The 20,826-nt window shown below is 64.3% G+C and carries 19 protein-coding genes; 6 read left to right on the forward strand and 13 right to left on the reverse strand.

Features of this window, described 5'->3' with window-relative positions; translation table 11 throughout:
- Positions 1-113: 113 nt before the first annotated feature.
- The 7 genes from CLU85_RS20135 to CLU85_RS20165 all read right to left on the reverse strand — a co-directional run bounded on the left by CLU85_RS20135 (position 114) and on the right by CLU85_RS20165 (position 7,793).
- On the reverse strand, positions 114-533 hold the full coding sequence (locus CLU85_RS20135) for a rhodanese-like domain-containing protein (protein ID WP_100411831.1): 420 nt from the start codon (positions 531-533) through the stop codon (positions 114-116).
- Between the two features lie 144 nt (positions 534-677).
- Positions 678-1,643, reverse strand: coding sequence for a M48 family metallopeptidase (locus tag CLU85_RS20140; protein ID WP_100411832.1), 966 nt, complete (start codon positions 1,641-1,643; stop codon positions 678-680).
- 10 nt (positions 1,644-1,653) lie between these two features.
- Positions 1,654-2,427 carry a 1-acyl-sn-glycerol-3-phosphate acyltransferase gene (locus CLU85_RS20145; RefSeq protein WP_100411833.1) on the reverse strand — a complete coding sequence of 258 codons (774 nt, stop codon included), beginning with the start codon at positions 2,425-2,427 and terminating at the stop codon, positions 1,654-1,656.
- 65 nt (positions 2,428-2,492) lie between these two features.
- Entirely contained in the window at positions 2,493-3,119 is a 627-nt protein-coding gene (gmhB, locus tag CLU85_RS20150; RefSeq protein ID WP_100411834.1) for a D-glycero-beta-D-manno-heptose 1,7-bisphosphate 7-phosphatase, read from the reverse strand.
- A 46-nt stretch (positions 3,120-3,165) separates the two neighbouring features.
- Positions 3,166-5,307, reverse strand: a complete 2,142-nt coding sequence (glyS, locus tag CLU85_RS20155) for a glycine--tRNA ligase subunit beta (RefSeq protein WP_100411835.1) — start codon at positions 5,305-5,307, stop codon at positions 3,166-3,168.
- Between the two features lie 25 nt (positions 5,308-5,332).
- Positions 5,333-6,253 (reverse strand): glycine--tRNA ligase subunit alpha, encoded by a 921-nt coding sequence (glyQ, locus tag CLU85_RS20160; protein ID WP_100411836.1) that lies wholly within the window; start codon positions 6,251-6,253, stop codon positions 5,333-5,335.
- Positions 6,254-6,710: 457 nt separating this feature from the next.
- Entirely contained in the window at positions 6,711-7,793 is a 1,083-nt protein-coding gene (locus CLU85_RS20165) for a type II asparaginase (RefSeq protein WP_100411837.1), read from the reverse strand.
- 246 nt (positions 7,794-8,039) lie between these two features.
- Between CLU85_RS20165 and CLU85_RS20170 the strand changes: the two genes are divergently transcribed.
- Positions 8,040-8,957 carry a LysR family transcriptional regulator gene (locus CLU85_RS20170; protein WP_100411838.1) on the forward strand — a complete coding sequence of 306 codons (918 nt, stop codon included), beginning with the start codon at positions 8,040-8,042 and terminating at the stop codon, positions 8,955-8,957.
- Positions 8,958-9,029: 72 nt separating this feature from the next.
- Here the strand turns inward: CLU85_RS20170 and fabB are convergent, their stop codons facing one another.
- The 6 genes from fabB to CLU85_RS20200 form a co-directional block, all read right to left on the reverse strand.
- Entirely contained in the window at positions 9,030-10,253 is a 1,224-nt protein-coding gene (gene fabB / locus CLU85_RS20175) for a beta-ketoacyl-ACP synthase I (RefSeq protein WP_100411839.1), read from the reverse strand.
- A complete protein-coding gene (gene fabA / locus CLU85_RS20180; protein WP_100411840.1) occupies positions 10,250-10,771 on the reverse strand; it encodes a 3-hydroxyacyl-[acyl-carrier-protein] dehydratase FabA in 522 nt (173 codons plus the stop codon). Before fabA ends, fabB begins: the two co-directional genes overlap by 4 nt.
- Positions 10,772-10,930: 159 nt before the next feature.
- Positions 10,931-12,544, reverse strand: coding sequence for an apolipoprotein N-acyltransferase (lnt, locus tag CLU85_RS20185; RefSeq protein ID WP_100411841.1), 1,614 nt, complete (start codon positions 12,542-12,544; stop codon positions 10,931-10,933).
- Complete coding sequence (locus CLU85_RS20190) at positions 12,544-13,428, reverse strand: HlyC/CorC family transporter (RefSeq protein ID WP_100411842.1); 885 nt, start codon at positions 13,426-13,428, stop codon at positions 12,544-12,546. The genes lnt and CLU85_RS20190 overlap by 1 nt, the downstream gene beginning before the upstream one ends.
- A 96-nt stretch (positions 13,429-13,524) precedes the next feature.
- On the reverse strand, positions 13,525-14,262 hold the full coding sequence (locus tag CLU85_RS20195) for a GNAT family N-acetyltransferase (protein ID WP_100411843.1): 738 nt from the start codon (positions 14,260-14,262) through the stop codon (positions 13,525-13,527).
- A gap of 350 nt (positions 14,263-14,612) precedes the next feature.
- Positions 14,613-15,095, reverse strand: a complete 483-nt coding sequence (locus CLU85_RS20200) for an Lrp/AsnC family transcriptional regulator (RefSeq protein WP_100411844.1) — start codon at positions 15,093-15,095, stop codon at positions 14,613-14,615.
- Positions 15,096-15,259: 164 nt separating this feature from the next.
- Here CLU85_RS20200 and CLU85_RS20205 point away from each other — a divergent pair, with 164 nt between their 5' ends.
- From CLU85_RS20205 to phhA, 5 genes are all read left to right on the forward strand, one after another.
- On the forward strand, positions 15,260-16,201 hold the full coding sequence (locus CLU85_RS20205) for a triacylglycerol lipase (RefSeq protein ID WP_100411845.1): 942 nt from the start codon (positions 15,260-15,262) through the stop codon (positions 16,199-16,201).
- Between the two features lie 3 nt (positions 16,202-16,204).
- Complete coding sequence (locus CLU85_RS20210; RefSeq protein ID WP_100411846.1) at positions 16,205-17,188, forward strand: lipase secretion chaperone; 984 nt, start codon at positions 16,205-16,207, stop codon at positions 17,186-17,188.
- Positions 17,189-17,366: 178 nt separating this feature from the next.
- Positions 17,367-18,479, forward strand: a complete 1,113-nt coding sequence (gene hppD / locus CLU85_RS20215) for a 4-hydroxyphenylpyruvate dioxygenase (protein WP_100411847.1) — start codon at positions 17,367-17,369, stop codon at positions 18,477-18,479.
- 73 nt (positions 18,480-18,552) lie between these two features.
- Entirely contained in the window at positions 18,553-19,521 is a 969-nt protein-coding gene (locus tag CLU85_RS20220) for a tripartite tricarboxylate transporter substrate binding protein (protein WP_100411848.1), read from the forward strand.
- A gap of 65 nt (positions 19,522-19,586) precedes the next feature.
- Positions 19,587-20,426 (forward strand): phenylalanine 4-monooxygenase, encoded by an 840-nt coding sequence (phhA, locus tag CLU85_RS20225; RefSeq protein ID WP_100411849.1) that lies wholly within the window; start codon positions 19,587-19,589, stop codon positions 20,424-20,426.
- Positions 20,427-20,826: the final 400 nt, after the last annotated feature.

Genomic DNA, 20,826 nt, shown 5'->3' on the forward strand with positions numbered 1-20,826 from the left:
GCTTTCCTATCAAGCGCCAGCAGCTCTTTTTTTAGGAGCAATCTTGGCGATGCCGGGCCGTCTCCATATGAAGACACCCGCTGGGGCCGCGGCGGAGCATGGGGTGCGCGTGATCAACCCTGCTTCCACGGCAGGCCATGAAAGCGCCAGCCGCCCTTCTTGCCGCGCTGGCCTTGCGCATCGGCATCGCCCTCAAAACCTTCGAGGATGTTGTAGGCGGTGATGCCCAACTCGGTGGCACGACGCGCGGCCGCGATGGAGCGCACACCACTGCGGCACAGCAGCACGGCGCGCCCGCCCTCGGGCACGGCAGCACGCATCTGGGCATCAAAATCAGCGTTCATGGCCATGCCCGGCCACTGCTTCCAGGCCACGGGCACAGCGCCCGGCACCTGCCCCACCCAATCGCGCTCGGCGTCGCTGCGCACATCCACCAGCACGGCCTGGCCTGCCTGTACCCACAGCCAGGCTTGCTGGGGTGTGATGTCGCCCGCATAGCCTTCGGAGGGGGTGATGGGTTGTTGTGGGGTCATCGAATCCTTCCTTTCGTACATGTATCCGTCACGGACGGCCTGAACCTGTCGCGGCACACACCAGAGCCACCGTGGGACAGGTGTCGCCGAGCCGCCCGAGGCGCGCACCCATAGGGGATGGCGCGAAGCGGTTCAGGGGCTTGCTCACTCCCACAGCGGCGCAGGCTCATCGCGCAAGTGGCTGCGCAGCGATGCATAGTCCGGCACCACCGTGGCCACCGTGTCCCAAAAGCGCGGGCTGTGGTCCATCACACGCAGATGGGCCAGTTCGTGCGCCACCACGTAGTCGATGATGGCCGGGCGATAGTGCAGCAGGCGCCAGTTCAGGCGGATGGAGCCATCGGCCTTGGCGCTGCCCCAGCGGGTCTGCGCGCTCGACAGCCGCAGGCTGGCCCAGCGCACGCCCAGCAGCGGGGCAAAGTGGTCGAGCCGGGCCGTGAAGTGGCGGCGCGCGTCGCGCATCAACCAGGCCTGCACGGCATCGCGGATCTGCGCGGGGCTGGCGCTGTGCGGCAGGCCGATGTGCAGGCCGGGGGGGACGACCTCCCCCGGCTCCACCACCGCCGCCACCAGTGCCCCCCCCTTGCCCGCGAAACCGTGGCTCGGGTCCAGCACCACCCGGAGTGGCTCGCCCAGGTACGGCAGCTCTGCCCCATGGGCCCAGACGATGCGACCACCTTCCATGCGTTGTTGGCGCTCCCGCGCCTCGGACAGCTTGCGCAGGATCCAGTCGGACTTCTCGCGCAGCGCGGCATCCACCGCGCCCAGCGTCACCCAGCTGGGTGCCCGCACCGCCAGGCCATCGGCCCCCACGGTAAAGCCGATGCTGCGGCGCCGTGCACGTTGCAGCGCATAGGCCACAACGGCATCACCCAGCAGCACCTCGCGGCTGGCCTGTGGGTGGCGGAACTCGGCGGGGGACAACAGCGAAGGCAGCGGCACCGCAGGGGCTGCGGGCCGAATTGCTACACTTTCAGGAGCTATCAGCGCTTTATTTACCTGCACCAACGGCTTATTTGGCTTCAAATCCGCGACCACGGGGCGGGGAGCGGCAACGGGCGCCCCCGGCGGGTCAAACAGGTCCAGCGCCAACTGCACAAGCCGCTGCATCACGGTGGTGTTACTTCCCGCTGGAAGGGGCAGCATGTGCCGCAGAGGCGGGATAGGCCTCGGGGTCCAGGCGCCGCATCTCAGCCTCGATCCAGGCCTCCACCTCGCGCATCAGTTCCTCGGGCTGGCGCCCCGCGCTGGGAATCGGCTTGCCAATCGACACATGCACCACGCCGGGATGTTTGACGAAGGCCTTGCGTGGCCAGACTTTGGCCGAGGTCACGGCAATCGGCACCACGGGTGCGCCGGTGTCGATGGCCAGGCGCGTGCCACCCGTCTTGTAGTTGCCCTTTTGGCCGCGATCGATGCGCGTGCCTTCGGGAAACATGATGATCCAGACGCCCTTGGCCAGCAGGTCCTTGCCCTGCTGCACAACCTTGTTGAACGCCTGGGTGCGCTGGTTGCGGTCAATGTGGATCATGTCCAGCCGGCCGATGGCCCAGCCGAAGAACGGCACGCGCAGCAGTTCCTTCTTGAATACGTAGGCCAGGGGGTGCGGCATGATCGCCGGCATCAGAAAGGTCTCGTACGTGGACTGGTGCTTGACCAGCAGCACAGCACCGGCGTTCTCGCCCTGGGGCAGGTTCTCCATGCCCATCACATTGGCACGGATGCCCAGGATCACGCGGGCGCCACTGATACACAGCGACAGCCAGGCCCGCGCAATGCGGTACAGCGGCACACCCCGCACACCGAGCAGGGTGCCCAGCATGATGGTCAGCGCATAGGGCACCACGGTAATGCCCATCCAGAGAAGATGAATGACGGAACGGATGAAAGCCATCTTTGTAGTCTTTTGGGCCGCAGGCGCTTTTAAATCAAGCGCCACCAGCTATTAATTAAGTAGCATCAGACAGGTGCTGTCCCCTGCCCCACCAGAGGCAAAGGTGTGGCGGCCATGGCCGCAGCCAATGGCGCCGCGCTCTGCTGCGCCGGCAGCAGTTGGTCCACAAAATCGCCCAGGCTGGCATGCACCAACACGCCAGCCGGGAGCCCCGCCGGCAGTTCCCCGCCCAGGTTGAAAGGCGCCGAGCGCCCAGTGCACACCAGATGCACCTGGGCCCCCAGTGCAGCGCCCGCCTGGACATGGGCCTCACAACTGCCGACCACCCGCACCTCATGCCGCTCCACGCCATAACGGTCACAGATCTGCTCCAGCAGACCCGGGGCCGGCTTGCGGCAGGTGCAGTCTTCGTCGGTCGCGTGGGGGCAATAGAACACGGCATCGATGCGCCCGCCCACCGCCGACACCTGGCGGTGCATCTTGGCGTGGATGGCATTGAGCGCCACCACATCAAACAGCCCCCGGCCCAGCCCCGGCTGGTTGGTGGCCACCACCACATGCCAGCCCGCATGGTTGAGCCGTGCAATCGCTTCGAGCGCGCCGGGGACGGCCGTCCACTCATCGGCCGAGGTGATGTAGTCGTCCCCCAGCGGGTTGAGGGTGCCGTCGCGGTCCAGGATGACGAGTTTCATGGGGTGGGTTTACCTTGTGAGAACCGTCAGCCTATCAGCACCGGGATCAGACCGCCAGGCGCGACAGATCGGCCACACGGTTCATGGCGTCGTGCAGGCTCTTGAGCAGGCCCTGGCGGTTCAGGCGCAGGTCCAGTTGCTCGGCATTCACCATCACGTCGTCAAAGAAGGCATCCACAGGCGCACGCAGCACGGCCAGGGTCTGCAGGCTGGCGGTGTAGTCCCCCGCTTCGAACTGGGCATTGGCCTCGGGCACAAAGCGTTGCAGGGCGGCGAACAGGTCCTTCTCGGCCTGCTCTTGCAGCAAGGCAGGGTTCACATGGGCGTCCACCGGGCCTTCAACCTCGGCCTTTTTGAGGATGTTGCCCACGCGCTTGTTGGCGGCGGCCAGGGCCGGGCTTTCGGGCAAGGCGGCAAAGGCACGCACTGCCGCCAGTTGTTTCTCGACCAGGGCCAGGCGCTGTGGGCGCAGGGCCAGCACGGCGTCCACTTCTTGCGCGCTGTAGCCTTGCTCGCGCAGGCTGCCAGCGAGGCGGTCGTAGATGAAGTCGGCCAGGGCGGCCGATGCGTCGGTGATCTTGTCGCCAAAGGCGGGCACGGCACCGGCGAGCAGCGCGTTCAAATCCAGCGGCAAGTCCTTCTCGACCAGCATGCGAATCACGCCCAGCGCGTGGCGGCGCAGCGCAAACGGGTCACGGTCGCCGGTGGGCAGGTTACCAATGCCGAACATGCCGACCAAGGTTTCGAGCTTGTCGGCCAGGGCGACGGACACACCGGCCGTGTTGCGCGGCAAGGTGTCGCCCGCAAAGCGCGGCTTGTAGTGGTCTTCAATGGCATGCGCCACGGTGTCGCCCAAGCCGTCGTTGAGCGCGTAGTAGCCACCCATGGTGCCTTGCAGCTCGGGGAACTCGCCCACCATGTCGGTCACAAGGTCGGTCTTGGCCAGTTGCGCGGCCAGATCGGCATCGGCCACCAGGGCGGCGTCGCCCAGTTGCGTGGCGATGGCCTTGGCAATGGCGCGCACGCGCTCTACGCGCTCACCCTGCGTGCCCAGCTTGTTGTGATAGACCACCTTGCCAAGGCCTTCCACACGCGAGGCCAGCGTCTTCTTGCGGTCCTGGTCGAAGAAGAACTTGGCGTCGGCCAGGCGCGGGCGCACCACGCGCTCGTTGCCGCCGGTCACAAAGCTGGTGTCTTCGGGGCTGATGTTGCTGACCACCAAGAACTTGTGGGTGAGCTTGCCTGCCGCGTCGAGCAGCGGGAAGTACTTCTGGTTGGCTTTCATCGTGAGGATGAGGCATTCCTGCGGCACGTCGAGGAATTCCGTCTCGAACGAGCAGATGAGCACATTGGGGCGCTCGACCAGCGCGGTCACTTCATCGAGCAGCGCCTCGTCCTCGATGGGGCGTGCGCCATTGCCCACCTGCGCGGCGGCGGCGGCCAGCTGGCGGGCGATTTCGGCCTTGCGTTCGGCAAAGCTGGCGATCACGGCGCCATCTTTTTGCAGCGTGGCAGCGTAGCTGTCTGCATCTGCCAGCACCACGGGCGACACGGCGGCTTCAAAACGGTGGCCTTGCGTGCTGTTGCCCGCCGACAGGCCCAGCGCCTTGACCGGCACCACGGTGCTGCCGTGCAGCGCGACCAGGCCGTGCGCGGGGCGCACGAAGTTCACGCTGCTCCAGCCGGGCAGCTCGCAGTCAGTCTCGAGCTGGTAGCTCATGACCTTGGGGATGGGCAGCTTGGCCAGGGCTTCCAGCAAGGCCTTTTGCAGACCCTCTTGCAGCGCGGCGCCAGGCACTACGCTGTCGTAGAACAGGGCTTCGGCCTTGCCGTCTTGCGCGCGCTTCAGGGCGGCCACGGCGGAAGCCGGGTTGGACACATCAGCGCCCAGGGCCTGCAGCTTCTTGAGCAGCGCGGGCGTGGCATTGCCGCTGGCGTCCAGGCCCACGGTGACAGGCATGAGCTTTTGCAGCACGGCTTTGTCAGCGGCCTTGCTGGCCACGGCGGTCACATGCGCAGCCAGGCGACGGGGCGAGGCAAAGGGCGTGACGATGGAGGCGGCGGTGGCCAGGCCTTGCGCCTTGAGCTGGTCGGCCAATACGGTGGCGAAGGCATCGCCCAGCTTTTGAAGCGCCTTGGGTGGCAGCTCTTCCACAAACAGTTCGACCAGAAGATTTTGCGTTGTCATTTTTTCAAGAACTCCGGGTCTCAATTCAGGCGGCCTTCTTGGCCATTTGTTCCACCCACTCGCGCGGCGCCATGGGGAAGCCCAGGCGTTCGCGGCTTTCGTAGTAGCTTTGCGCCACGGCGCGGGCCAGGTTACGAATGCGGCCAATGTAGGCAGCGCGCTCGGTCACGCTGATGGCGCCGCGTGCATCCAGCAGGTTGAAGCTGTGCGCCGCCTTGAGCACCTGCTCATACGCGGGCAGGGCCAATTGCTGCTCCATGAGGTGCTTGGCCTGTTTTTCGTGCGCGTTGAAGGCCGTGAACAAAAAGTCAGCGTCGCTGTGCTCGAAGTTGTAGGTGGACTGCTCCACCTCGTTTTGTTTGTACACGTCACCGTACGTCAGCTTGGAGCCGTCGGCGCCTTCGGTCCAGGTCAGGTTGTAGACGTTGTCCACGCCCTGCAGGTACATGGCCAGGCGCTCCAGGCCATAGGTGATCTCGCCCGTGGCGGGCTTGCAGTCGATGCCGCCCACTTGCTGGAAGTAGGTGAACTGCGTGACTTCCATGCCGTTGAGCCAGACCTCCCAGCCCAGGCCCCAGGCGCCCAGCGTGGGGTTCTCCCAGTCGTCTTCCACAAAGCGGATGTCGTTCTTCTTGAGGTCAAAACCCAGCGCTTCGAGCGAGCCCAAGTACAGCTCCAGAATGTTGGCGGGTGCGGGCTTGAGCACCACCTGGAACTGGTAATAGTGCTGCAGGCGGTTGGGGTTCTCGCCGTAGCGGCCATCTTTGGGGCGGCGGCTGGGCTGCACGTAGGCGGCCTTCCACGGCTCGGGGCCAATGGCGCGCAGGAAGGTGGCGGTGTGCGAGGTGCCAGCGCCCACTTCCATGTCATAGGGTTGCAAAAGGGCGCAACCCTGCGCGTCCCAGTAGGACTGCAGCTTCAAAATGATTTGCTGGAATGTCAACATGGCGTCTGCGGCACTGGTACGCCAGCGCCGGGCAAGTAAAAGGGGAGAAAAAAGGCGGTGTGCGTGCCAGGCTCCGCGCCTGCAGTCACCAGGACGGCAAAAACGGGCGTCGCGCGCGCAACCGGTCATTTTACGGCGCTGCGGCAGGGTGCCTTGCAAACGGCGCAACAGGCCCTGGTCCCATGAAAAAAGGCCGGAGCCCTTTTGGAGCCCCAGCCTTCCCAACCAGCCACGCGAGCGATATGCCGGTGCGTACCGGTGGCCACCTTTGCGGGCGACCCGTGGGCGCACCGGTGGTGCGCCAAGTCGCGTATCAAATATTCGCTGCGCAGTTCACAGCAGGGGGCGCATTCAGAGGGCATGCCCTCAAGCCAGTGCACCCGTGCATCTGGCTGCGCCAGTCCACCGGGTGCGTCCCCGCCCTCGGGGGGGAAGGCGCGAAGCGACTCAGGGGCGCTCAATACTCCCAGAAAATGCGCTGCAGCTCTTTGCTGTCATTGGTCTTGGTCAAGGCCACCATGGCCAGGATGCGGGCTTTTTGGGGGCGCAGGTCGTGGGCCACCACCCAGTCGTACTTGTCGTCAGGCTGTTCGGCATTGCGCAGCACAAAACCATCGGGCACGCGGGCCGAGCGGATGATCTGCACGCCCTGGCCGCGCAGGGCCTTGAGCGAATCCACCGCCTGCGCGGCCACCGAGCCGTTGCCGGTGCCAGCATGAATCAGCGCCTTGACGCCCGCCCTGCCGTAGGCCTCGATGCCCGTGGTGTTCATGTTGCCGTAGCCGTACACGATGTCCACTGCAGGCAGGGCCTGGATGTCGTCGATATTGAATTCGGACTGCGTGGTGTGGCGCTTGACCGGTGCACGGAACCAGTAGTTCTTGCCCTCCACCACCATGCCCAACGGGCCCCACTGGCTCTTGAAGGCTTCGGTCTTGATGTTGATGGTCTTGCTCACGTCGCGGCCGCTCTGGATCTCGTCGTTCATCGTGACGAGCACACCCTTGCCGGCAGCGTCCTTGCTGGCGGCCACACTCACGGCGTCGTACAGGTTCAGCGTGCCATCGGCCGACAAGGCCGTGCCGGGCCGCATGGAGCCCACCACCACGATGGGCTTGGTGGTGCGCACCACGAGGTTCAGGAAGTACGCGGTTTCTTCGAGCGTGTCGGTGCCGTGGGTGATCACGATGCCGTCCACATCGGCCTGCTTGGCCAGGGCCGAGACACGCTGGCCAAGGCGCAGCAGGTGCTCGTTGGTGAAGCTCTCGGACGCGATCTGGAACACCTGCTCGCCCGACACCTTGGCCACATTGGCCAGCTCGGGCAGGCCCGCCAACAGCTTCTCGACCGGCACCTTGGCGGCAGCATAGGTGGCGCTGTTGGCGGCCGATGCGCCGGCACCAGCAATGGTGCCACCGGTGGCCAGCACCACCACATGGGGCTTGGCGGCCTGGGCCATGGCCAGCGTGGAGAGTGCCGAAAGAACTACCCCCGCAAACCAGCGGCGGGTGATGAGTGATGTGGACGAGGCGATGTGCATGCGAGAGGTCTCCAGATGATGCAGGGCCCAGTCGTTTGCAACGCTTGGCCCGTGACCGCCCGGTGAGGCGGTGCCGCATCCTATGAGAAATTAACGCACAGCAAAGTGGAATAATTAGCCCACCCTTGTGAATTCAATTCACAGACAAACCCCACACAAAAATCACCCCGCAAATGCCCGGCGCTACCGTACAAGAGCCCGCTGGGGGGCCCCGCGCCGCACACACCGCCACGTCACGCCTGCACCATGAACCTGCGACAGCTGGAGGTCTTTCAAGCGGTTTTACAAACCGGCAACATGAGTGCTGCCGCGCGTCTGCTGTGCATCACGCCCTCGGCGGTGAGCAAAGCCGTGGCTCACACCGAGCTGCAGTTGGGCTACCGCTTGTTCAACCGCACGCCCTCGGGCCTCACCCCTACGCCCGAGGCCCAGGTGCTGGCGGCAGAGTCCACGGGCATTTACCGCCAGCTCGATGCGCTCAAGCGCACCGCACGCAATCTGGCCACCAGCGATTCGGGCGATGTGCGGCTGGCCGCCATCCCCTCCATCACCCACGAGTTTCTGCCGCGCCTGCTGCAGCACCATGCAGGGCTGCACCCGCAGGTGGGGGTCGAGGTGCGCACCATCCACCAGGACCAGATGACACAGGCACTGCTCACGCGCAGCGCGGACTTCTGCCTGGGTTTTTACAAACACCCTCACCCCCAGATTGCCAGCGACCTGCTGGTCAGCGGCAGGCTGTACCTGGCTGTGGCGACCAGTGTGTGGGCGCGTGCGCCGCGCGCTGCCAGCCTCGGAGCGCGGCTGGCACAGGTGCCCGTGGTGCGCCTGGTGGGTGACGACCCCATGCGCCAGTCGATTGACGACATTGCACAGCGGTTGGGCTCACCGGCCGGGCCTGGCATTCAGGTGCAGACCTCACGCCTGGCACTGGAGCTGGTACGCCGGGGCATGGGCTGGACCGTGGTGGACTTTCTGACCGCCACCGGCCTGGACCCTGCGCACATGGTGGCGCAGGAGCTGCACGAGCTGGCCCCCATGTCGCTGTACAGCTACCACGCCCGCTCGTTTCCGCCCAGCCTGCAAGCGACACGCATGCTCGCCATGCTGCCCGCCTTGCTGCACGAAGCCCTGCAACCCAACCCCAAAACGACCAGACGCTGAGGACCCGGTGGCACCAACAAAACGGCCTGACCATCCGAAGACAGGCAGGCCGTTGTAGTGGGCAGACCGGGGTCAGTTGTTCCAGCGGCGCAGCACCAGGCTGGCGTTGGTGCCCCCAAAACCGAAGCTGTTGGAGAGCACCGTGTTCAACACAGCATCTCGCGTCTGCGTGACCAGGGGCATGGCATCCAGCGCCGGGTCGGGCGTTTCCACATTGGCCGAGCCTGCGATGAAACCCTTGTTCAGCATGATCATGCAGTAGATCGCCTCTTGTACGCCCGTCGCGCCCAGCGAGTGGCCGGTCAACGACTTGGTGGACGAGAACGGTGGCACCTTGTCGCCAAACAGCGCCTTCATGGCGCGCACTTCCTGCATGTCGCCCACGGGCGTGGACGTGCCATGGGTATTGATGTAGTCGATGGGGGCATCGAGCCCTTCCATCGCCTGCTGCATGCAGGCAATGGCGCCGTCGCCGGACGGTGCGACCATGTCTTCGCCGTCGCTGGTGGCGCCAAAGCCCACCACTTCAGCCAGGATGGTGGCGCCACGGGCAAGGGCATGCTCCAGGCTCTCCATCACCACAGCACCGCCGCCGCCCGCGATCACAAAACCATCGCGGTTGGCGTCATAGGCGCGCGAGGCTTTCTCAGGCGTGTCGTTGTACTTGCTGGACATCGCGCCCATGCCGTCAAACAGCAGCGACATGCCCCAGGACAGCTCTTCGCCACCACCGGCAAACATCACGTCCTGCACGCCCCAGGCAATCTGCTGCGCCGCAGCGCCAATGCAGTGGGCCGACGTGGAGCAGGCCGAGGTGATGGAATAGTTGATGCCCTTGACCTTGAAGTTGGTGGCCAGGCACGCAGACACGGTAGAACTCATGCACCGCGTGACCTGATAAGGCCCCACCCGGCGAATACCCTTTTCGCGCAGCGTGTCGGCCGCTTCAATCTGGTTGGCGGGCGAACCACCGCCCGAGCCCATGATGAGGCCGGTGCGCGGGTGGCTCACCTGCTCAGGCGTGAGACCCGCCTGGGCAATGGCGTCTTCGAGCGCGATCTGCGCATAGGCCGCCGCATCACCCATGAAACGCAGCTGCTTGCGGTCGATGCGCGCTTCGATGTCGATGTCAGGGGCGCCGCCCACCTGGCTGCGCAGGCCCAGTTCCTTGAACTTCTCCACGGCCTTGATGCCGCTTTGACCTGCGCGCAGCGAGGCCTCCACGCTGGCCAGGTCGTTGCCAATGCACGAGACAATGCCCGCGCCGGTGATGACTACGCGCTTTTTGGTGGTCATGCTGCGTCCTTGCCGTCTTCCTCGCGCTTGAACAAGCCCACACGCAGGTCGTTGGCTACATAGATTTCCTTGCCATCGGCCAGCAAACGGGCATCGCCGATGGCCATGACCAGCTTGCGCTTGATGACGCGCTTGATGTCGATTTCGTAGGTGACGAGTTTCACATCCGGGCCCACTTCGCCGGTGAACTTGACTTCGCCCGCACCCAGCGCTCGGCCGCGGCCTGGCAATTGCAGCCAGGTCAGATAAAACCCGATGAGCTGCCACATGGCATCGAGCCCCAGGCAGCCCGGCATGACCGGGTCACCCTGGAAGTGGCAGGCAAAAAACCAGAGGTCGGGTCGCACGTCGAGTTCGGCACGGATCTTCCCCAGCCCGTGCGCGCCACCATCACTGTCGATGTGGGTGATGCGGTCAAACATCAGCATGGGTGGCAGCGGCAGACGCCCGCTGTCAGCGCCGAACAGCCGGCCCTCGCCCGAGGCGATCAGTTGTTCGTAGGAAAAGGAATCTGCCATTTTCAGTCGTGCTCCAGAACAGCGGCTTGGCCGCCTCAAATCATCGTTGTACGCAATGCAAGCCCCCGCGTGCGGGCCTCTATTATCAAGGCATAGGGAGCCGCCTCTAAAGAATGACCTGTCAGCCCATCCGCGCAGCCGGGCAAAACCTGACCTGGATCAAGGCGCGCGCACCGTGCGGCCGCGCTGGGCGACCGTGGCGAGCGCCAGCACCAACGCCCCCAGCATCCACAGCGGCGCAAGCCCCCAGCGCGACACCCACCAGGCATACGGAGTGATCGCCCAGCCGCTTTGCGCGTCCACGCCGCGCCCCTGTACCTCGCCCTTGAGTACGCCCCGGGTGTAGCGCGCCAACTGGTGCGTCACCACACCCCGGTGGTCGATGATGACAGTGGCGCCGGTGTTGGTGGCGCGCACCATGGGGCGCTCGAACTCCAGGGCGCGCATGCGGCTGATGTGCAGGTGTTGGTCAATGGCCAGCGTGTCGCCAAACCAGCCGATGTTGCTGAAGTTGACAAACACGGTGGGCGCTTGCGCAGGGTTGATAAAACGCGCCCCCAGCTCCTCGCCAAACAAGTCTTCGTAGCAAATGTTGGGGGCAATGCGCTGCCCGGCCCAGGCAAAGGACGCCTGGCCCACGGTGCCCCGGTTGAAGTCGCCGAGCGGGATGTTCATCATGGCGGTGAACCACCTGAAGAACGGCGGAATGAATTCGCCAAACGGCACCAGGTGGTGCTTGTCGTAACGGTAGGGTTCCGCCCGGGTGGAGGCACTCAGGCCCAGCACCGAATTGGTGTAGCCCTGCGTTTCATCCCCCAGCGGGATACCCAACAAGGCCGCCTGGGGGCCTTGGGCGTAGCGCTGCTCAATGCCTTCCAGGTAGCCGGGAATCAGCTGCTGGGGCAGCAACGGAATCGCCGTTTCTGGCGCCACCACCAGATCGGCCGTGGCATCTCGCAGGGCTTGTGCATACCACTTCAGCGCCACTGGCACACCGCTGCCCGACTGGAACTTCTCGTCCTGCGGGATGTTGCCTTGCAGCAGCTCCAGACTCAGGGAAGGCGCCGGGCGCTGCGACGGTGTGTAGCAAAGATTGACCGCACAAAAGCGGTCCGCCGTGGCCGCAGCCAGCACGCCTGCGCCTGCCAGCAACACCACCCACAGGCGCCCGGTGCGAAGGTCGGGGCGACGCACCTGCACGGCGAACATCGCCAGCATGGCGGCCACGGCCCCTATGCCATAGACGCCCACATGGCGCGCCAGCGCGGCGAACGGGCCATCCACATGCGCATAACCGCCAGCGCCCCAGGGAAATCCGGTCCACCAAATGCCACGCGCCAGCTCAGCCACCAACCAGAGCGCTCCGAAAAGAAGAGCACTCAATGCTTTATTGATGGGCGCAAGGCGGCAAAACAATGCCAATGCCGCCGCATAGTAGCTGGCCAGGAACGCCGCCAGCCCCAACACAGCGGCCACGGCCAGCGGTGCTGACAAGCCGCCGTAGGTGTGCATCGAAATGAACAACCACCAGAAAGTGCCCGCCAGCCATGCCGTGGCAAAGACGCCGCCGACGAGCGCGCCGCGTTGCCACGGGATAGCCACACCCACCTCCGGCCGCAACAGCCAGGCCAGAGCGGCCATGGAGACCAGCTGCAGCCACCACAGAGGCTCACCGCTCCACGGCCAGGCCAACGAAGCCGCTTGCGCCAGTCCGGCAGCCAAGGCAAGCAGCATCTGCAGGGGCCAACCCGGCATCGGAGAGACCCGCGGCATCAATCGGCGGCGCTTGTTTCTTGGACCTTGGACACCTTGAACCAACGCACGGCACCCCCTTTGGTGTGCAGCACGACAAAGTGCAGGCCACACAATTGCAGGTGCTCGCCCCGCTTGGGCACATGGCCCATCTCATGGGCAATCAAGCCGCCGATGGTGTCAAAGCTCGCGCCAGGGTCGCTGCCCTGGATCTGTGCATCAAAGGCCTCGGAAACCCGCTCAACCGACGTGTCGCCACTCACCCGGTAGGTGCGATCAGCCAGTCCAAAGATATCGCCATCGTCTTCGGGAATGTCAAACTCGTCCTCGATCTCACCCACGATCTGTTCGAGCACGTCCTCAATGGTGATGAGCCCCGCCACACGACCAAACTCGTCAATCACGATGGCCAGGTGATTGCGGTTGCCCCGGAATTCGCGCAGCAAGTCATTCAGCCCTTTGCTTTCAGGCACAAACGCCGCAGGTCGCAGCAGGGCACGGATATTCAGCTCAGGAGCCCGCTGCAGCTTGAGCAGGTCCTTGGCCATCAGGATGCCAATGATGTTCTCGCGCTCGCCCTGGTACACCGGGAACCGCGAATGTGCGGTATTGATGACGAGGTGCAAAAGCTCATCGAATGGGGCCTCGATGTTGACGAGGTCCATGCGGGGCGCCGCCACCATCACGTCGCCCGCCGTCATGTCAGCCATGCGGATGACACGCTCCAGCATCACGCGCGACTCGGCGCCAATGACTTCGTTGTCTTCGGCCTCTGCCAGGGCTTCGATGAGTTCTTCCGTAGAGTCTGGCCCAGGGTGGATGAACTCGGCCACTTTCTGCAGGAAGGTGCGCTTGTCCTCCCTTTCGGGCGGGCGCCCGGGGTGCGCGGGGTGCGGGTCAGACACTGTCTGGAGTGCAGGACGTGCGGTAGTGGATCAAGGCCCCTAGGATAGCGGATTGTCGTGACAACCGGCCGCAACAAGCGTCACGGCTTCGTCATTTCACTCGGCTGACTGGTGGCGGGCGTGCTGCACGCCGCTGCGCACTTCCTGCACACTGGCCAGAAAGTCCCAAAACTGCTTGGCCTGCTTTTTGAGCTGGTAGTCCACCTCGGCGAACTGCTGCTCCACGATCTCGGTCATGCGGGTGTCCAGGCTGGCGGGAGGAATCTGCAGGTAGGCCTCGGACTCCGACCCGTCACGGCGCACCGTGGCACCAGCGTTGCGCGCGATCTTGAGCATGGCCGTGTTTTCAGACAACGCATGGATGAACACCATGTTCACGCCTTCGTTGCGGGCGTGCATCACGGCACGCTCGAACAAGCGCGCTCCAAACCCGCGGCCCCGGGCTTGCTTGAGCACCGACACGCCGAACTCGGCACAGTGCTTGTATTCGGGGTGCTCCGAAAAGGCCAGATGGGCCATCGCGATCAGTTCGAGCCGGCGGTTGTAGATGCCAAAAATCTCATCCCGGTCAAAGTTGAGCTGTTCGGCATAGCGGCGAATCTGCTCGTCATTGGCGGCGTACCCAAACCGCAGATAACGGTCTGCCGGTTCAAGTTGGAGCAAATGCTGGGTGATCCGCTCGCGGTAAGAAGGACCCAGGGCGCGGATGGGAACCATCATGGGCACCTCCTGCTTGATGCGAATTTCATGGACGGACGGGTGGCCCGTCACCGGGCGCAACATGTCCCGACCTGCGTGCCAGGATGCCTTGAGCCAGTCTTTGGTTGCGATCATGGCGCTTACTTTAAGGGTTTTCCCTGATCATTTCCAGCGAAATTTGCTGCGCTGCAACAAAATAGTGAGCCAACCCAATATCCCATTAAAACGGCATATTGCGCATTCAACATCTATATTTATAGCTATATATTCAATAGCAACAAAGTCGCAAATGCTGCCAGTGCCGTCGCCATGGCGACTGGCAAAGCGACTGTTTTGCAAGGTCGGCCCCGCCCGCTGCCTCCCTGCCCCAAAGCGTATAGCGGACCGGCAGTGGCAGCAACACTTCCGCCCCGATGAAAACCCGCAGAAGAGCCCTCAGCGCGCGGGCCTTGCACCGTGCTCAACACGGTCGGCGCACAGCGCCGTCACACGGGCACGGCCGTGGTCGCCTTCACGCGGTCGAGCACAAAACTGGTCTTGCAGTCCTGCACGCTGGGGTGCTTGAGCAGCGTGTCCATAATGAAGCGGCTGTAGTGCGCCATGTCGGCCACCACCACACGCAGCAAGTAGTCCATCTCGCCCGTGAGCGAGGCGCACTCCACCACCTCGGGCCAGGTCTGTACGCTCGCACGGAACAGGTCCATGGGATTGCGTTTGTGGCTTTCGGTGTGTTTTTCAAGCCGCACGTTGAGATACGCCGTCAGCCCCAGGCCCACCGCTTCGGGCTGCACCAGGGCCACGTAGCGGTGGATCACGCCGTTGTCTTCCAGCCGCTTGACGCGGCGCAGCACCGCGCTGGGCGACAGGCCCACCTGTTCTCCGATGACGTCGTACGTCTCGCGGCCGTTGTCCTGCAGGCGGCGCAGGATGGCGCAGTCCAGCTTGTCGAGTGCGTCAAAGGCTTTCATAGCGCAGGATTTTATGGAATCCAGGACTTTTGCGCTCAACAAGCTGAGGGCACGGGTATGTCCCGATAGTGACACCGGCCACCTCCAAGAAAAATTAACTCCGCAAAAACGAACGATCGTTCTTTTTTGCGGAGCATAAAAATCACACCAATGGAGACAAACACATGACCGGATTTTTCAGCCGCTTTCTGCGGCGACTGGTGCTGGCAGCGACTGCGGGGTTGCTGCTGATGGGCGTGGGCGCGCAAGCGCAAACGGGCTACACACAAACACGTTACCCCGTCGTGCTCGTGCACGGCCTGTTTGGCTTTGACTCGGCCTTGGGCGTCGACTATTTCTACGGCATCCCCGACGCACTGCGCCAGGGCGGCGCCAAGGTCTACGTCGCCCAGGTCTCGGCCGCCAACAGCACCGAGGTGCGCGGCGAGCAATTGCTGGCACAGGTCAAGACCATCCTGGCGCTGACCGGGGCCCCCAAGGTCAACCTGGTGGGCCATTCGCACGGTGGCCCCACCACCCGCTATGTGGCGGGCGTGGCGCCGCAGCTGGTGGCATCGGTCACCTCGATTGGCGGCGTCAACCGGGGTTCGCGCGTGGCCGACATCCTGCGCGGCGTTGCGCCTGCAGGCTCGGTGTCTGAAGCCGTCGCCAGCGCCGCCGCCAAGGCGCTGGTGGGCCTGATCAACCTGACCTCCGGCGGTACCGGCCTTCCCCAGATGCCCACGGCGGCGCTGGACTCGCTGACCACGGCGGGCTCGGCCAAGTTCAACAGCCGCTTTCCGCAAGGCGTGCCCACCTCCGGCTGCGGCAGCGGCGCCGAGCTGGTGAACGGTGTGCGCTACTACTCCTGGACCGGCACCCTGCCCCTGACCAACGTGCTCGATGCCAGCGACGCCCTGCTGGCCACGCTGAGCCTGACCTTTGGCGAAGCCAACGATGGCTTGGTGTCGGCCTGCTCGTCGCGCCTGGGCAAACACCTGGGCGACTACCGCCAGAACCATCTGGACGAGGTCAACCAGCTGCTCGGCCTGCGCGACTGGTTCTCCACCGACCCGGTGACGCTGTACCGCCAGCACGCCAACCGCCTCAAGCTGCAGGGCCTGTAAGCCATGACGACGCGCTCCCGTGCCTGGACAGTCGCCGCCTTGGCCCTCACCACGGCCGCCGTGGTGTGGTGGCTGGGCAGCCCCGCGTGGTCCGGGGCGGGAGACGAAAACCAGAAACTGGCGGGGGCGGCCACCGCGTCCTCCAGCGCTCTGGGCCTGCCACCGTCCGCGCAGGGCACGGACACCAGTTTCTTCGCCCGCCGCCGAGTCAGCAGCGCTGACGGCACGGCCGACCCACTGCTGGTGGATGGCCTGCGCGACACACTGGAAGCCTTGCTGATGGAAGCAGGCGACACCCGTGACCCGGCTGCGCTCAAACAGCGACTGGCTGCACTGGTGGGCCACCATTTCCCCGCCGCCCTGGCCACGCGTGCGCTGGCACTGGCCGAGCGCTACGTGGACTACCGCGTGGCCCTGGGCAGCTTGCGCGCGCCGCAGGACCTGACCGATCCACGCGCACTGCGCGATGCCCTGGAGGCACGCCACAAGGTCCGCCTGCAGTTTTTTGACGACACCGAATACGACGCCCTGTTTGCCCGCGAGGCAGACCTGGACCGCTACACCCTGGCGCGCCTGGAGATCGCACGCAACGCCCAGCTCACCCCCGAGCAGAGCGCTCAGGCCCTGCAGGCCGCAGACAACGAACTCCCCAAAGAGCGCCGCGCCGAACGCAGTGCAGCCACCGAACACATGGTGGCCGCAGCACAAACCGCCGCCTTCAATGCCAGCAATGCCGACGAGCGCGCCCGCTATGCAGCGCGCAGCACGCAATACGGCGAGGCCGCCGCCCAGGCCATGGCGCAACTGGACCAGAACGAGCAGCAGTGGAACCAACGGCTGGACCAGTACAGCCAAGCGCGTGCGCAACAAGGCGAAGGCGCTGGGCTGCAGCAACTGCGCCAACAGCTTTTCACCCCTGAAGAGCTGCAGCGCATTGACGCAGCCCTGGCCCTGCGCGCGCTCAGCACCCGCACACCAGGCTCCTGAGCGGGGATGCAGGTCGGGGGCGATACAACCGCCCCGAGCGCTGCCAACCTGCATCGCAATTTGATAATTCGCAAGATTCCTGCAAATCAAAGGCCAAAGCCTCTTGATTTCGCCAGAAACATGAGGCACGGCGCGCCTACAGTCCATGACATTCATCAACGAATGCCGGAGACACCCCATGAACGCCGCCCTGCCGCAAACAGCTAGCACCCAGATCGAAGCCTGGGACAACCCCATGGGCCTGATGGGCTTCGAATTCGTCGAATTCACCTCGCCCCAGCCCGGCGTGCTGGAGGCGGTGTTTGAAAAGCTCGGCTTCACCCTGGTCGCCAAGCACCGCTCCAAAGATGTGGTGCTGTACCGCCAGAACGGCATCAACTTCATCCTCAACCGCGAACCCCACAGCCAGGCCGCCTACTTTGGCGCCGAGCACGGCCCGTCGGCCTGCGGCCTGGCTTTTCGTGTGAAAGACGCGCACAAGGCCTACAACCGCGCGCTGGAACTCGGTGCCCAGCCCATCGAAATCCCCACCGGCCCCATGGAACTGCGCCTGCCCGCCATCAAGGGCATTGGCGGCGCGCCGCTGTATTTGATCGACCGGTTTGAAGACGGCAAGTCCATCTACGACATCGACTTCGAATTCATCGAAGGCGTGGACCGCCGTCCCGTGGGCCACGGCCTGAACCTCATCGACCACCTGACGCACAACGTGTACCGAGGCCGCATGGGCTTCTGGGCCAACTTCTACGAAAAACTGTTTGGCTTCCGCGAAATCCGCTACTTCGACATCCAGGGCGAGTACACGGGCCTCACGTCCAAGGCCATGACCGCGCCAGACGGCAAAATCCGCATCCCGCTCAACGAAGAGTCCAAACAAGGCGGCGGCCAGATCGAAGAGTTCTTGATGCAGTTCAACGGCGAAGGCATCCAGCACATCGCACTGATCTGCGACAACCTGATGGAGGTGGTGGACAAGCTGGGCATGGCCGGTGTGCAGCTGGCCACGGCGCCCAACGATGTCTATTACGAGATGCTGGACACCCGCCTGCCCGGCCACGGCCAGCCCCTGCCCGAGCTGCAGTCGCGCGGCATTCTGCTGGACGGCACCACGGCCGACGGCACGCCGCGGCTGCTGCTGCAGATCTTCTCCACGCCCATGCTGGGCCCGGTGTTCTTTGAATTCATCCAGCGCGAAGGCGACTACCGCGACGGATTTGGCGAGGGCAACTTCAAGGCACTGTTCGAATCGCTGGAGCGCGACCAGATCCGCCGTGGCGTGCTGAACACATAAGACATCAGACATCTAGGGTTAACCCTGAACAAATACCTATACTGCGCGCTCCCCGGAACTCAAAAGGATCCCGATGTCGCTCCATAGCAAACTGTTCAGCATCCTTCTGGCCGGCGCGGCCACTGCCGCCCTGGCACAGAACCCGTCTGCCCCCCTCACCATCGTGGTGCCCTACCCCGCTGGCGGCCCGCTGGACATCTCGGCCCGCATCGTGGCCGAAGGTGCCGCCAGCCAGCTTGGCCCCATTGCGGTGGAGAACAAGCCAGGGGCTGGCGGTGGCACTGGCGCTGACCAGGTGGCGAAGGCCCCCAAAACCAGCAACCAGTTGCTGATGGGCGCGGTGGCCACCCACGCGGTGAACCCTTGGCTGTACAAAAACGTCCCCTACAACGCCATCAAAGACTTCAAACCCATCGCACTCGTGGCCCGAACGCCCAACGTACTGGTGGTGAACGCGGCGCAGGCCGCCAAACTGGGCATCAAGACCACGCCCGACCTGGTGCAGTACCTCAAGAAGAACCCCGACCAGGCCAAGTACGGCTCGGGCGGCAACGGCAGCATCGGGCACATCTCGGCCGAGATGTTCAAGTCGCTCACCAACACCAAGATGGGCCACACGCCGTTTCAGGGCTCCAAGCCCGCGCTGACGGCGCTGGAATCCGGCCAGGTGCTGATGGTGTTCGACAACCTGGCTTCGGCGCTGCCTCAGATCCAGTCGGGCAAGCTGCTGGCGCTGGGCGTGACCACTTTGAACCGCAACGAGGCGCTGCCCAACGTGCCCAGCATCAACGACAGCGTGCAGGGCTTCAACGTGTCCACCTGGTTTGGGCTGTTCGCACCCGCGTCGCTGCCCGATGCGGACGCACGCCGCTACGCCACGGCGCTCTCGGCGGCCATGCACTCGCCTGTCGGCAAGGAGAAGTTCAAAAAGATGGGCATCACGCCCGAAGAGCTGACGCTCGACGGGTTTGCGCAGTTTGTGCGCTCGGAAAACAGCAAGTACGAATTTCTGATCCGGGCCGCAAAAATCAAGATCGATTAGCCGCCGCGTGGGCAGTTGCGCACCACGGTCACGGTGCGCGGACCATGGCGGCAAAGGAGAAAAAAATGGGACAAGCCCCTGTCGTCTATGGCCAATCCACCCGCCCACCCCGGGGCGATTACTCGCGTGCCAGCGAGGACTACACCTGCCCGCAGGACTACGCGGCCTACACCGCCGCCGACCACGACACCTACCGGCGCCTGTATGAGCGCCAGCGCGCGCTGCTACCCGGCCTGGCGAGCCAGGCGTTCATCGACGCCCTGCCCTCACTGGGCGCGAGCGACCGCATTCCGCGTTTTGAGGAGGTGAACGAGCGCCTGTACAAGGCCACAGGCTGGGAGCTGGTGGGCGTGCCCGGCCTGATCCCCGAAGTGCCCTTTTTTACCTTGCTGGCCAACCGCCAATTCCCGGTGACGGACTGGATCCGCAAGCCCGAAGAGTTCGAGTACATCGTCGAGCCCGACATCTTTCACGACCTGTTCGGCCATGTGCCGCTGCTGTTCAACCCGGTGTTTGCCGACTATGTGCAGCGCTATGGCCAGGGCGGGCTGAAGGCGCAGGGGCTGGGGTCGTGCGAGATGCTGAGCCGCTTGTACTGGTACACGATCGAGTTCGGCCTGATCCGCGAGGCGGGGGAGCTGCGGGCGTATGGCGCCGGCATTTTGAGTTCGTCGGGCGAACTGGCGTACTCGGTGCAGAGCCCCGAGCCGCAGCGCAGACCGCTTCAGCTGGAGCGCACCATGCGCACGCGCTACAAGATCGATACGTACCAGCAAACGTATTTTGTGATCGACAGTTTTGAGCAGCTGTTTGAGATGACGGCGGCGGACTTTGCGCCGATTTATGAGCGGTTGCAGGGGCTGCCGGAGTTTGCTGCGGATGAGCGGGATGTGGTGACGGCTTGATTTTTGAATGAAATAGGGCTGTGGCGCTTATATAAAAAGCGCCAGTAGCTATTATTTTTGTAGTATTTCGGTATCCATAACCGTTCGGTCTGAGCTTGTCGAAGCTGTGCGCTCACCCGACCGCATGCTTGGCTTCAGGGCGGAGGCCGAGGTGTGCGCCCGGCGGCGCAGTGGCTTTCTTTTGCTTCGCCAAAAGAAAGCCACCAAAGAAAAGGCGACCCTACACGCTGCGTCCCCACACGCCCTTGCGGGCGCGAGGGTAAACCTGCGGTGCTCGCGTCCAGCGGGGTCTCGCTCGAACTCGCTGCGCTCAGACAATCGCGAGCCCTGATCCGCTGGCCCCTGCGCTCCTCGGCGCATCCTGAAGGGAACCCGGGGGATCAGACATCCGCTCGGGCCA

The organism is Acidovorax sp. 69, assembly GCF_002797445.1.
Classification (GTDB): Bacteria; Pseudomonadota; Gammaproteobacteria; order Burkholderiales; family Burkholderiaceae_C; genus Acidovorax.